Consider the following 12,052-nt stretch of genomic DNA (forward strand, 5'->3'; position numbering starts at 1 on the left):
CCATCAACCCGCCCTGCCGCCTCAAGCGGCGGGCACCTGTCCCTGATTATCGTGTCTCACGATAAGGGTGCACTTCACTACCAGCGGCCCCCGGGTTACGCTGGCGCTCCACCCGGGCTACGGTCCGGCCCACCTACGCGACTTTACTTAGGGGCCAGCCCTTAAGGCATGGAGCGAAATTTCCGAGTTCGCTTGTTCCGCGTACCAAAAGCCATCCGCTGCACAGGAGATGGCTCAATGCTCACCCAGTCGCCCGCCACCGCTTCCCTCAATATCAACCGGCCTGTCCCGGGCGGCCCTGCGCCTACCGAGCCATTTTGCGGCCTGGCCGGACATGCCGGCCTGATCGCGACCGAATTCACCTACCGGAAGGATGAGGAAATCTACGGCGAGGATGAGCCAGCGGAATACGTTTACCAAGTGGTCCGCGGCGCGGTCCGCACCTACAAGCTGCTCTCCGACGGACGGCGCCAGATCGGCGCGTTTCACCTGCCCGGCGACGTCTTCGGGCTCGAGTCCGGCGCCAAGCACCGGCTGGCGGCGGAAGCCATCATCGACACCACGGTGCGTCTGGTGAAGCGCCGCAGCCTGGAACAGGCCGCCGGCACCGACGTCCAGGTCGCCCACAAGCTCTGGACCATGACGGCTGGTGACCTCAAGCACGCCGAAGAGCACATGCTTCTGCTCGGGCGCAAGAGCGCCATGGAGCGGGTCGCCAATTTCCTGCTGGAAATGGATCGCCGCCTTGCTGTCGCCGGCATGGGCATGATGGCGCTGCCGATGTGTCGCCGCGACATCGGGGATTATCTCGGACTGACACTGGAGACGGTTTCCCGCGCGCTGTCGCAACTGAACGACGAAGGCGTGCTCGGCTTCTCCGGCGCGCGCCAGATCGTGCTGCGCAACCGCCAGCGCCTGCGCAACATGGATGTTTGATAGAGGACTCCGGTAGGGTCGTAGCCCGGGTGAAGCGAAGCGCAACCCGGGGCCGCTGGAAGACGTAGATGGTGGTGTCCCGGGTTACGCTTGCGCTCCACCCGGGCTACGCAGTCGTTAACCCGGCCCCGAACAAGAGCGGCAGCGCGCGGGGGCCGCGGACGGTGCCTTCCGACCACGCCACCTTGCCGGCCGGATCGAGCCGGAAGTCGGGAATCCGCTTCAACCATTCCTCGATCGCGACCATCATCTCCATGCGCGCGAGGTTCGAGCCGACGCAGCGATGGATGCCGAGGCCGAAGGCGGCGTGACGATTCTCCTTGCGATCGATCACCACCTTGTCGGCGTCCGCGAACATCGCAGGGTCGCGATTGGCGGCGGGGAAGGACAACAGCACCATGTTGCCGGGCTTGACGGGGCAGCCGCTGACCGTGGTCTCCTTCACCACTTCGCGCGCCATCGTCACCGGGGAATAGGCGCGCAGGAACTCCTCGATCGCAGTCGGCAACAATTCCGGCTGAGCAACCAGCCGCTCGCGATCCGCGGGCGTCTTCGCGAGGTGCCAGAGCGAGGAGCCGATCGCGCTCCAGGTGGTATCGATGCCCGCGACCAGGAGCAGTCGCAGCGAGCCAAGCACATGGGCGTCCGACAACGGCTTGCCGTCTTTGTCGCGCGCGTTCATCAGCGTCGTGATCAGATCGTCGGTCGGCTTGCCCTTGCGTTCGGCGATATGGCCCGCGAAATACGCACTCATCTCGTGGAGCGCGCGCATCAAGATGTCCTGATCCTTGATGCCGAGCTCGAGGATTTCGTGGATCCACTTGATGAAGAGGTCGCCATCCTTCTCGGGTATACCCAGCATATGGGCGATGGCGCGCACCGGAATATGCTTCGTGTAGCGCTCGGCGGCGTCGCATTTTCCGTCATCGATGAACTCGTCGATCAGCTCGTTGCAGATCGCGCGGACCCGGGGCTCGAGCTTCTTCATCGCGTCGGGCGTGAACGGCGGCAGCAGCAACTGCTTGGCCGGCTTATGTTCGGGTGGATCGGAGGTGATCGGCGGCGCCGGCTGCGTGACCTCCGGCCGCACGTCGCGCACGATGATGCGACGAGACGAAAAATGCTCGGTGTCGTAGGCGACCTGCTTTACCGCCTCATAGGTGGTCGGCATATAGCAGCCGAGGAAGCGCTCGGTGTGAACGACCGGCGAGGCTGCACGCAACTGCTCCCAGATCGGAAATGGATTCTCGGTCCAGGCCGGATCGGTGTGGTCGAAATCACGGATCCAGTCGGTCACCGGCGGGTGTTCGGGCATCATGCTGACGGAATCGGACATCGGCAGTTTCCTTCCGCTGTGTTCGTTCAGATCAAGTGTGGATGAAGGTGGCGGTTCGACCGCGCGCCTCACTCCTCGATGACTTCGATCGCGAATTCGGGGCAGTTGGTCTGGGCGAGATAGGCCTTGTCCTCGAGGCCTTCAGGCACACGGCCTTCGCCGTGCTCATGCGCATTGCCGTATTCGTCGAGGTCGAACAGTTCGGGCGCGAGGGCCTTGCAGCGCGCGTGTCCCTGGCACCTGTCCTGGTCGACGTGAATCTTCAGCTTTCCGGACATGGGCGCTTCCCTCTGCCGCGCGCAGCATCGATGCCCGTGGCTCGATGCGCGGACTGGCGTTTCCTCTGCTTCTCGGCGGACGCGGCTTGCTTCGGCCACGTCTCAAATTAGAGCTATTACATTCGCGGTCCGGTTGTGCTGTCAAGCGAAAAGTTATAGCCTATCACATTAGGATGGGAACACGCCTCGCCCGCAAGCCGCAGAATGCCTATCACCATGGCGATCTCCGCGACGCCCTGGTGCACGCTGCACTGCGGGAAGCGGAACTCGGCGGCCCCGAAGCCATCAGCATCAGCGCCCTCGCCAAGAAGCTCCGCGTCTCGCAGCCCGCACCCTACCGGCATTTCGCCGACCGCGAGGCGCTGCTGACGGCCGTCGCGGCGGAAGCGTTTCGCCAATTCAACACGATGCTGCGCGACGCCATCGACGGACCGTCGAAGCGGACAAAAATCTCGCGCTTCGCGCAAGCCGCCCTCGCCTTCGGCCAGCGCCGCCACGGCATCTACCGCCTGATGTTCGCCTCGCGCGTGATGGCCTGCTCGCCAAAGGACAGCGAGCTGCACAGCGCTGCGATGGAGACATTCGGCCTGCTTCTCGAAGCGCTGGAGTCGCCGGCGGTCGCGCTCCTGCGCGAGCGCCACGCGCTGCAGATCTGGGCCGCGCTGCACGGCGTCGTCATGCTCGCCGAGCAAGGCCTGCTCACCGGCCAGCTCGCCGAAACCACGCGCGAAGAACTGCTCGACGACATGGTCGCGCAGATCAAGCTGAGCCTCACGCTCGCGATCAAGGCGGCGGAAAGAGGCCGCTAGTTTAGAGATATCTCTCCTCGTCATTCCGGGGCGCGCAAAGCGCGAACCCGGAATCCATTAGGCGGCGTACTCTGCGGTTGGATCGATTCCGGGCTCGATGCTAACGCATCGCCCCGGAATGACGGCCTCCGTCATGCGAGCGCACCGAAGCAATCCATGCCTCCGCTTGCCGCGCTATGGATTGCTTCGCTTCGCTCGCAATGACGTCGAGAGAGCATGCCGAGCGCGCAGGTGCCGTAGGGTGGGCAAAGCGGACCACATTCACCGGTGCTCGAACAAGCACAGGCGCAAGCGTGCCCACCGTCACGAGCGCGATGCTTGATGGTGGGCACGCTTCGCTTTGCCCACCCTACGGCACTTCCCTCACCTCGCCGCTTCAAACCCGCCGAGCACCGCGGTCAGATTGTCGCCGAGGATGTCAGAGAGATAGCCGCCTTCCTGCACGAACACGGTGGGCAGGCCGATCCGCGCGATCGCGGCGCCGATGCGGCGGAATCCTTCCGTGGTGACGGCAAGCCCGGCCAGCGGATCGTGCTCGGAGGCATCGAGACCGAGGGCAATGACAAGCGCGCCGGGCGCGAAGGCCTCGATCGTCTTCTGCGCCGTCGCAAGTGCCGCGAGGTAGCCGTCGTTGCCGGTTCCGATCGGCAGCGGGATGTTGAGATTGGTGCCGAGCCCGGGACCGGCACCGCGTTCATGCGCATAGCCCCAAACGAACGGATAGAAGGCGGCCGGATCGGCATGGATCGACACCGTCAGCACATCACCTCGCTCGTAGAAGATGCCCTGCGTGCCATTGCCGTGATGGACATCGACATCGAGGATCGCGACGCGCTCATGCATCAGCCGCAGATGCGCGGCCGCAACCGCGCTGTTGTTGAGGAAGCAGAAGCCGCCGGCGATATCGCGATAGGCGTGATGACCGGGCGGACGGCACAGCGCGTAGACGGCGTCCTCGCCCTCCATCACCATCTGCGCCGCGGTCGCCGCGACATCGGTCGCAGCACAAGCGGCAGCCCAGGTGCCGGGACCGATCGGTGCGGCAGTGTCGGCCGTGTGCCAGCCGAGCCGGCCGACGATATGGGTCGGATAGGTGGCGGCGTTGCGCACCGGATGGATGTTGGCAATCATCTCGGAACCGGAATCGCCGAGCGCCGACCACGCGTCCCAGGCTTCCGCGAGAAAACTCAGATATTCGGCGCTATGCACCCGCGCCCGCGGCCCCTGCCCGAACACGGTCGGCTCGACCAGTTGATGCTTGCCCGCCTTCAATCCCGCCAGCAGACGGTCGGCGCGCTCGGGTTGCTCGGTGGTGCGCTTGACGACGCCGCGGACCAGGAAGAATTGCGGATCATGGCTGCGATGCAGTTCGGTATAGACGGCCTTCACGAACAGGCTCCCATCATTGGCGACAGGAACATCCCTTGCATAGAACCGCTGGAATCGCAAAGCGCCCCGGTTGCGAAAAGGATCTCCATGCTGCTGTTCATTCCTTAAGCGCCGACTGCCGAGAGTTTAACCTTGCCCCTCCAGGTCAGACCCGTTGAATCGACAGCGATGACCGCCTCCTTGGCACGCGACTGTGTCATCTCCCGAACGAGCTGAAAGGTTCCGATGCTCGGATTCATCGCGCAACGAATTATGAAGGCGATCGTCGTGCTGCTTGCGATCGTCGTCTTGAACTTCTTCCTGATCCGCTTGGCGCCCGGCGACCCTGCGGTGGTGATGGCCGGCGAAGCCGGCGCCAGCGATCAACTCTTCGTCGCGCAGCTCCGCGAGAAATTCGGGCTCGACCAGCCATTGCCCGTGCAGCTCTATCGATATGTGAAGGGCATCGCCACCCTGGACCTCGGTTTCTCCTTCCGCCAGCAAGCGCCGGTGTCGCAATTGATCCTGGAGCGACTACCGGCAACGCTGCTGCTGACCGGCACGGCGTTTGCGATCTCGCTGCTATCAGGCGTGCTGTTCGGAACCTTGGCAGCGCGCCGCGCAGGCAGTTGGGCCGATACCGCGATCACGATAATGGCGCTGATCTTCTACGCCACGCCGCTGTTCTGGGTGGCGCTGATGGCGATCCTGTTGTTCTCGGTTGCGATGGATTGGCTGCCGAGCTTCGGCTACGAGACGGTGGGCGCCAACTACACCGGTTTCGCTCATGTGCTCGACGTCGGTGCGCACCTGATCCTGCCAGCGATGACGATCGGCCTGTTCTTCATGGCCACATACACCCGCATGACGCGCGCCTCGATGCTGGAGGTGAAGCGGCTCGATTTCGTCAAGACCGCGCGCGCCAAGGGTCTGCGTGACGCGGTGATCCAGCGCCGTCACGTCCTGCGCAACGCATTGCTGCCAGTGGTGACACTTGCGGGCCTGCAGGCGGGCACGCTGGTCGGTGGCGCCGTGCTGACCGAGACCGTGTTTGCCTGGCCCGGCATCGGCCGGCTGATGTACGAGGCGCTGCTGCAGCGCGACTATAACCTCTTGCTCGGCGTCTTCGTCGTCTGCTCGGCGATGGTGCTGGCGTTCAACCTGATCACCGATCTGATCTACCGCTCGGTCGATCCGCGCATCGAGGTTGCGGCATGAAGCGGTTCTGGAAGCTATTGCTGCGCAATCCCGGCGGATTGATCGGCTCGATCATTCTCCTGATCGCGATCGCGGTCGCGCTGTTCGGGCCGATGATCTTCCCGAATTCACCCTGGCGCATGGTGCAGCGGCCGTTCCTGCCGCCGTTCACGATATCAGGCCTGCCGCTCGGTACCGACGCGCTCGGCCGCGATGTGTTCGCGGGCATCATCTATGGCGCGCGCGTCTCGCTGTTGGTGGGACTGGTCTCGACGCTCGCGGCGCTTGCCGTCGGCATTCCCGTCGGCGCCCTCGCCGGCTATTTCGGCGGCCGGATCGGCGATGCCCTGATGCGCTTCACCGAGTTCTTCCAGACCGTGCCGAGCTTTGCGCTCGCGATCGTGCTGGTGGCGATCATGCAACCATCGATCGTCTCGATCGTGCTGGCGATCGCGATCGTGAGCTGGCCGCCCGTGGCGCGGCTGGTGCGCGGCGAAGTGCTGTCGCTGCGCACCCGCGAATATGTGCAGGCCGCGATCGTCACCGGCCAGACCCATAGCTGGATCATCTGGCGCGAGATCCTGCCGAACGCGCTTTCGCCCGTCATCGTGCTGGCCTCGCTGATGGTGGCGACCGCAATCCTGCTGGAGTCCTCGCTCTCGTTCCTCGGCCTCGGCGATCCCAATTTGATGTCATGGGGCTACATGGTTGGCGCCGGCCGCACCGTGATCCGGCAGGCCTGGTGGATCACGGTGTTTCCCGGCATCGCCATCCTGGTCTCGGTGCTGGCGCTGAACCTGATCGGCGAAGGCCTCAACGACGCGCTCAATCCGCGCCTCAACAAGGATGGGCGCTGAGCAATGTCCGAAAACAAGGCCGTCGTCGTCATCAAGGACCTCAAGCTGGCGCTGCCGCCCGGCGCCGACCGAGACTACGCGGTGGACGGCGTGTCGCTTGATCTCGTCCCCGGCAAGATCCTTTGCGTGGTCGGCGAGTCCGGCTCCGGCAAATCGATGTGCGCCCACGCGTTGATGGGCCTCCTTCCCGACACGATCGGCCGCGAGGCCGGCGAGATCCTGTTCGAGAGGCAGAACCTGCTGCGGCTCGACGACGACCAATGGCTCGGCCTGCGCGGCCGGCACATCGCCATGGTGTTCCAGGAGCCGATGACGGCGCTCAATCCGTTGATGCGGATCGGCGATCAGATCGCCGAGATGTTCGAAGCGCACAATCTGCTGACGCCGAAGCAGCGCCGGCAGAAGGCGCTCAATCTCTTCCGCGAGGTCGGCCTGCCCGACCCCGAACGCACCGTGCGCGCCTATCCGCACCAATTGTCCGGCGGCCAGCGCCAGCGCGCGATGATCGCGATGGCGCTCGCGCTCGAGCCGGCGGTGCTGGTCGCGGACGAGCCGACCACCGCGCTCGACGTCACCACGCAGGCGCAGATTTTGAAACTGATCCGCGACCTGCAGCGTCGCCGCAACATGGCGGTGATGTTCATCACCCATGATTTCGGCGTCGTCGCCGATATCGCCGACCGCGTGGTCGTGCTTCAGCACGGCAAGGTGGTCGAACAGGGTTCGGCCGATGACGTGCTGCAACGTCCGCAGCATCCCTACACACGCGCACTGCTCGCCGCCGTTCCCTCGATGGAGCCGCCGCAGCGTGCGCCCCTCGTCGACCGTCCCAAGGCAGTCGAGGTGATTGGCCTCGACAAGACCTACGTCGCCCGCGGCGGCTGGTTCCAGCCGGAGCGCCGCGTGCAGGCAGCCAAAGCCGTCAACTTCAACATCCTGCAGGGCGAGACGCTCGGCCTGGTCGGGGAATCCGGTTCCGGAAAATCCTCGGTCGCGCGCCTTGTCATGCGCCTGATCGAACCGGACCAGGGCACGGTCCGCCTCGGCGATACCGACTTCACCGCGATCAGCGGCAAGGAGCTGCGCAAGGAGCGGAGCCGCATCCAGATGATCTTCCAGGATCCCTTTGCCTCGCTCAATCCGCGCCGCAAGGTCGGCAACATCATCGCGGATGGGCCGATCGCGCATGGCACCGATCCTGATGCGGCGCGGCAGCGCGCTCGCGACCTGCTCGGCATGGTCGGCCTCAACGCCAATGCGATGGACCGTTTTCCGCACGAATTCTCCGGCGGCCAGCGCCAGCGCATCGGCATCGCCCGCGCGCTGGCGCTCGAGCCGGAGATCCTGGTCGCGGACGAAGCGGTCTCCGCGCTCGACGTCTCCGTGCAGGCGCAGGTTCTCAATCTGCTCGAAGACCTCAAGGCGCGGCTCGGGCTATCAATGCTGTTCATCACCCACGATCTACGCGTCGCCGCGCAAATCTGCGACCGCATCGCGGTGATGCAACGTGGCGAGATCGTGGAGCTCAGGCCTGCGGCCGCGCTGTTCGCGGCGCCCGAGCATCCCTACACGCGCGAGCTGCTCGCCGCCGTGCCCGGCCGGACATCACCGAGCGAGGAGCCTGCCCGTCCTTATGCTACCGCGTGATAATGCGGCGCTGAAGCTAGGAAGCGCGCATAGGCATCGGCATCCGGCGGCGTGAATTTTTCGGCGAGCGGATTGCGCCGGCGGATGGTCGTACCGATATCCGCCAGCAGTTCGTCGAAGTGGCGGTAATGATACGGCGCAACGCAAAGCCCGCCATAGACGCCCGCTGCCGGCCGCTCGACACGTTTGAAGTGAAGCATCATCGCGATGTTCTCCTTCATCTCCGCGGCAGTCGGCTGGCGCGCAAGCTGGACGTCGGCGTAGCGCACCAGCCAATTGGCGGCCAGCTCGGCGCAAAGCACCGTGGCGAAGCTGGAATTGAATCCGACGAACCCCACATCCGGCAGATCCGGATTGGCGATCAGGCGATAGAGCCGATACTGCCCGTCCGGCTCGACCAGCTTGCTGCGATAGCTTTCGGCAAGGAACGGAACGCCAAGCTTGTAGCCGATCGCAAGCACCGCCACATCGGCCGCCACCCGCTCGCCCCCGCTCATCACGATGCTGTCGCCATCATAATGATCGAAGGTGCCGCGAATCGCCTTGATGCGGCCATCGGCCACCATCGGATAGAAGCCGGGCGTTGCGATCGGCACCGAACAATTGACGCCGTCCTCGATCGGCTGCTTCGGCACCATGTCGCATTGCTTCAGCTTGAGCTGGACCTTCAGAAGGCTCTCGAGCCCGCGCCAGTTCGCCCACACCAGCGGCCTGGCCAGCCCATGCGCGAGCCGCGACAGCGGGCCGATGCCCCAGCCCGGGAACATCTCTTCCTGGGCGCGGATATAGAGGATGCGCTTGAAGTTGACCAAGCCGCCGACGAAATAGGGAATGCGCCACACCGGCTTGCGATAGACGATGGTGACTTCGGCAGCGCCCGAGTTGACAGCGTTGACAGCAATGTCGGTCGCCGATTTCGACCCGCCGAGGACCACCACCCTACGCCCCTTGGCCATTGCCGCGTCGTTATATTGCGAAGAGTGCAGGACCTTGCCGCCCTGCGCCTTGAACGCATCCTCGCCGGAAAGGCTGAGGGTTTGCGGCTCGTTGAACTGGCCGGTGCAGACTGCGACGAAGTCAAAACCCTCATTGCTCACGCTGCCGTCCCTGGTGCGAAGTGTGAGGGTCCAGCCCGGCTTGCCGTCGGCGCGGCGATCCATCGCCACGACGGTGATGTTGAAGCGCAGGGCATCGTCGAGCCCATGCTCGCGCGCGTAGTCGCGCAAGTAAGCGTGGACCTGCGGCCCCTTCGGCCATTCCGGATAGGAGTCCGGCATCGCCTTGTCGGTGTAGCGATAGAGATCCTTCGGGCTCTGGGTCTGAACCTCGGGATAGGACCGCGCCGGCTCCCAGACGCCGCCGAGATCGCCGCTGCGCTCGACGATGGTCACCCTGTGTCCGCGCTCGGAAAACGCCTTGGCCGCGGCAAGCCCGGAAACGCCGGCGCCTATGATGCAAACATGCTTTTGCTTGACCATGTGGATGCTCCGGAAAATCACCATCCCGTTCGAGTGTACGCGCACGCCATTGTCATCGCCGGACACGATCCCGGCAATTCCACTGCCTCCGCTGCTGGACCCGCTACCGGGTCAAGGTCAGTCGTTGGCTTCCGGCGGCAGGAAATTCACCTCGTGCTCGGCGGAGATGCGCACCACCTCGGCCGGGTCCTGCAGATTGTGCAGTTTGTCGAACAGCGCCTCCAGCTTCTGCATCGGCGAGACCCAGAACAGCGCCCGCGCCGGCTTGTCCGACTTGTTGAAATAGCCGTGGGGGATGCCGCGCGGCATGCGCACGAGGTCGCCGGCCTCCGCCTTCACCCAGACGCCGTCCAGCTTGAGGTCGAGCGTACCCTCCTGCACCAGGATGAACTCGTCCTGGGTCGGATGGATGTGCACCGGCACGTACTGGCCGGGATCGCTGTTGGTCTCGAATGCGAAGGTCGAATCGGTGACCGCCTTGGGAAAATAGACCTGGCCCAGAATATTCCAGGTCTTGCCGCCGTAACCCGTGCCGTTCCGCGTAATGCCTTTCTCGAGCGCACCCATTCCGCCACCTCCCTGTCTGGACTGCACTGCGCCCGTGAGGCTGTCGTCGGAGTGGCAGCTTGTCTAGCCGATAAACGAATCCCGCGGCCCCGACGCTCATGTTGCGCTGCAGGAAGAGCTGCCGTTGCCCAAGCGCACGGCAAGGGCCCGCATAACGATCGGGCACGCCGCGCGCCGAAACCGCGTTTCCCCGCACCGAGAGATGCATTAGGCTCCTGATATTTTAAACCTCAAGCAACTCCGCGGCGGTTGCGATGAATGCAGGTGCCTTGGCCAACATGCGGCTCGCGGATTTCGCCCGCGTCTCGACCGCCAGTGTCGATGACGCCGCCGAGGCGATCGGACGGATTTTCTGCCCGCATGAATTGAAGCCGATCGGCCATTTCGAGAACGACTTCAGCGCCCAGCACAACTGCGCAGCCTTCGACGGGTTTTCGGTGAACTATGTCGCCTATGGCGGATCGGTCTCGATCGATCCCGGCTGTCTCGATCGGTTTTTCCTGTTGCAGATCCCGCTGCAGGGTTGCGCGGAGATACGGACGGCGGCGCGCGAGGTGATGACTGCGCGTGGCGCTGCGGCATCGCTGCTGTCGCCGACCATGCCGACGCAGATGACGTGGCGACAGGATTGCGCCCAACTCATCCTGCTGCTCGACCGAAAGCTGGTAGAACATCGCGCGGCTGCGCTGGCAGGCACCGCAGCGAGAGCGGTGGAGTTCGATCCATCGGTCGATCTCACCACTCCGTTTGGACATGCGCTTCAGGCAGGAATCTGCGATCTCGTCGATCTCGCCGAGCATCTTGGTCCGACAAAGCGCCTGTCACCGCTGGCAGCAGCCGATCGGCGGGAACGATTGCTGAGCGCGCTGCTCAACGGCCAGCATCATAGTTTGAGCCGGGCGATCGCCGTCTTCGAAGGCCGCCTCGAGACGCAGCCGGCAGCGCTGAAGCGGGCGCGCGCCTGGCTCGAGGCCCAGGCCGATGAGCCGCTCGATCTCATGCAGCTTGCCGATGCCGCGGGCATCGGCATTCGCGCATTACAGCTCGGCTTTCGCCGTCATTTCGGGACGACCGTTTCTGCGATGCTGCAGGACATCCGGCTCGCCCGGCTCAATACCCGGCTGAAAGACGCGCGGCCGGACGAGCGCGTCGTCGACATCGCCTTCGATCTTGGCTTCACCCATCTGAGCCGGATGGCAAGTGCTTATCGCGCAAAGTTCGGCGAGAGCCCTTCGGCGACGTTGCGGCGCCTGAGCTGACTTCAATCGAGCGAATGATTATGAGGGAAAATCTGCCGAGTCGATCCGGATGCGGTCGGCGTGCAGCGACCAATCACACAACGCCTGCGCCTTGCAGAATTTCTGCTTGGCCATTTCCGCGGCCTCGCCTTCGTTCAAGGCATTAATTTCGAGCGAACTCTGGCAAACTTCCCGTTCGCGACCATTGTCACCAAGCACGTCCTTCATGAAGCTAACGACAAATCGTGACATGGGAGCCTCCTGCTAGTACCTCGGCACAGAGGTTTTGACTCGTTGAACCTGGCCTAATTCGATGATGGGTTTTGGATAGGCCCGCGCCA

At 64.2% G+C, this 12,052-nt stretch carries 12 protein-coding genes; 6 read left to right on the forward strand and 6 right to left on the reverse strand.

The window, feature by feature from the left end; translation table 11 throughout:
* Window positions 1-237 precede the first annotated feature (237 nt).
* A complete protein-coding gene (locus tag AC5ZG5_RS44345) occupies window positions 238-936 on the forward strand; it encodes a helix-turn-helix domain-containing protein (protein WP_130231435.1) in 699 nt (232 codons plus the stop codon).
* Between the two features lie 106 nt (window positions 937-1,042).
* Here AC5ZG5_RS44345 and AC5ZG5_RS44350 read toward each other — a convergent pair whose 3' ends face one another.
* Window positions 1,043-2,272, reverse strand: coding sequence for a cytochrome P450 (locus AC5ZG5_RS44350; RefSeq protein ID WP_456646984.1), 1,230 nt, complete (start codon window positions 2,270-2,272; stop codon window positions 1,043-1,045).
* A gap of 68 nt (window positions 2,273-2,340) precedes the next feature.
* On the reverse strand, window positions 2,341-2,550 hold the full coding sequence (locus tag AC5ZG5_RS44355) for a ferredoxin (protein ID WP_027577791.1): 210 nt from the start codon (window positions 2,548-2,550) through the stop codon (window positions 2,341-2,343).
* Window positions 2,551-2,723: 173 nt separating this feature from the next.
* Between AC5ZG5_RS44355 and AC5ZG5_RS44360 the strand changes: the two genes are divergently transcribed.
* Complete coding sequence (locus AC5ZG5_RS44360) at window positions 2,724-3,359, forward strand: TetR/AcrR family transcriptional regulator (RefSeq protein WP_028167427.1); 636 nt, start codon at window positions 2,724-2,726, stop codon at window positions 3,357-3,359.
* Window positions 3,360-3,722: 363 nt separating this feature from the next.
* On the opposite strand, the gene AC5ZG5_RS44365 is transcribed toward AC5ZG5_RS44360, so the two are convergent.
* Window positions 3,723-4,748: a histone deacetylase family protein gene (locus AC5ZG5_RS44365; protein ID WP_456646985.1), complete on the reverse strand. Its 1,026-nt coding sequence runs from the start codon at window positions 4,746-4,748 to the stop codon at window positions 3,723-3,725.
* A 225-nt stretch (window positions 4,749-4,973) separates the two neighbouring features.
* On the opposite strand from AC5ZG5_RS44365, the gene AC5ZG5_RS44370 reads away from it, so the two are divergent.
* From AC5ZG5_RS44370 to AC5ZG5_RS44380, 3 genes are read left to right on the forward strand one after another with little or no spacing between them, the layout of a single operon-like run.
* A complete protein-coding gene (locus AC5ZG5_RS44370) occupies window positions 4,974-5,945 on the forward strand; it encodes an ABC transporter permease (protein ID WP_028167425.1) in 972 nt (323 codons plus the stop codon).
* Window positions 5,942-6,781 carry an ABC transporter permease gene (locus AC5ZG5_RS44375; protein ID WP_028167424.1) on the forward strand — a complete coding sequence of 280 codons (840 nt, stop codon included), beginning with the start codon at window positions 5,942-5,944 and terminating at the stop codon, window positions 6,779-6,781. The genes AC5ZG5_RS44370 and AC5ZG5_RS44375 overlap by 4 nt, the downstream gene beginning before the upstream one ends.
* Before the next feature lie 3 nt (window positions 6,782-6,784).
* Window positions 6,785-8,428, forward strand: a complete 1,644-nt coding sequence (locus AC5ZG5_RS44380; RefSeq protein ID WP_456646986.1) for an ABC transporter ATP-binding protein — start codon at window positions 6,785-6,787, stop codon at window positions 8,426-8,428.
* Here the strand turns inward: AC5ZG5_RS44380 and AC5ZG5_RS44385 are convergent.
* Together AC5ZG5_RS44385 and AC5ZG5_RS44390 are read right to left on the reverse strand one after the other, a co-directional pair.
* Window positions 8,413-9,906: a flavin-containing monooxygenase gene (locus tag AC5ZG5_RS44385; RefSeq protein WP_456646987.1), complete on the reverse strand. Its 1,494-nt coding sequence runs from the start codon at window positions 9,904-9,906 to the stop codon at window positions 8,413-8,415. The genes AC5ZG5_RS44380 and AC5ZG5_RS44385 overlap by 16 nt on opposite strands.
* A 117-nt stretch (window positions 9,907-10,023) precedes the next feature.
* Window positions 10,024-10,473 (reverse strand): cupin domain-containing protein, encoded by a 450-nt coding sequence (locus AC5ZG5_RS44390; RefSeq protein WP_130229872.1) that lies wholly within the window; start codon window positions 10,471-10,473, stop codon window positions 10,024-10,026.
* A 254-nt stretch (window positions 10,474-10,727) separates the two neighbouring features.
* On the opposite strand from AC5ZG5_RS44390, the gene AC5ZG5_RS44395 reads away from it, so the two are divergent.
* Window positions 10,728-11,732 (forward strand): AraC family transcriptional regulator, encoded by a 1,005-nt coding sequence (locus tag AC5ZG5_RS44395; protein ID WP_456646988.1) that lies wholly within the window; start codon window positions 10,728-10,730, stop codon window positions 11,730-11,732.
* A gap of 18 nt (window positions 11,733-11,750) precedes the next feature.
* Here AC5ZG5_RS44395 and AC5ZG5_RS44400 read toward each other — a convergent pair whose 3' ends face one another.
* On the reverse strand, window positions 11,751-11,963 hold the full coding sequence (locus AC5ZG5_RS44400; protein ID WP_028167419.1) for a hypothetical protein: 213 nt from the start codon (window positions 11,961-11,963) through the stop codon (window positions 11,751-11,753).
* Window positions 11,964-12,052 lie beyond the last annotated feature (89 nt).

The sequence above is a fragment of the Bradyrhizobium sp. Ses1 genome (assembly GCF_059512365.1).

Bases quoted from the DNA above. Each gene is read 5' to 3' on its own strand.
- AC5ZG5_RS44345 (WP_130231435.1), top strand. From the start codon at position 238: ATGCTCACCCAGTCGCCCGCCACCGCTTCCCTCAATATCAACCGGCCT.
- AC5ZG5_RS44350 (WP_456646984.1), bottom strand. From the start codon at position 2,272: ATGTCCGATTCCGTCAGCATGATGCCCGAACACCCGCCGGTGACCGAC.
- AC5ZG5_RS44355 (WP_027577791.1), bottom strand. From the start codon at position 2,550: ATGTCCGGAAAGCTGAAGATTCACGTCGACCAGGACAGGTGCCAGGGA.
- AC5ZG5_RS44360 (WP_028167427.1), top strand. From the start codon at position 2,724: ATGGGAACACGCCTCGCCCGCAAGCCGCAGAATGCCTATCACCATGGC.
- AC5ZG5_RS44370 (WP_028167425.1), top strand. From the start codon at position 4,974: ATGCTCGGATTCATCGCGCAACGAATTATGAAGGCGATCGTCGTGCTG.
- AC5ZG5_RS44375 (WP_028167424.1), top strand. From the start codon at position 5,942: ATGAAGCGGTTCTGGAAGCTATTGCTGCGCAATCCCGGCGGATTGATC.
- AC5ZG5_RS44380 (WP_456646986.1), top strand. From the start codon at position 6,785: ATGTCCGAAAACAAGGCCGTCGTCGTCATCAAGGACCTCAAGCTGGCG.
- AC5ZG5_RS44385 (WP_456646987.1), bottom strand. From the start codon at position 9,906: ATGGTCAAGCAAAAGCATGTTTGCATCATAGGCGCCGGCGTTTCCGGG.
- AC5ZG5_RS44390 (WP_130229872.1), bottom strand. From the start codon at position 10,473: ATGGGTGCGCTCGAGAAAGGCATTACGCGGAACGGCACGGGTTACGGC.
- AC5ZG5_RS44395 (WP_456646988.1), top strand. From the start codon at position 10,728: ATGAATGCAGGTGCCTTGGCCAACATGCGGCTCGCGGATTTCGCCCGC.
- AC5ZG5_RS44400 (WP_028167419.1), bottom strand. From the start codon at position 11,963: ATGTCACGATTTGTCGTTAGCTTCATGAAGGACGTGCTTGGTGACAAT.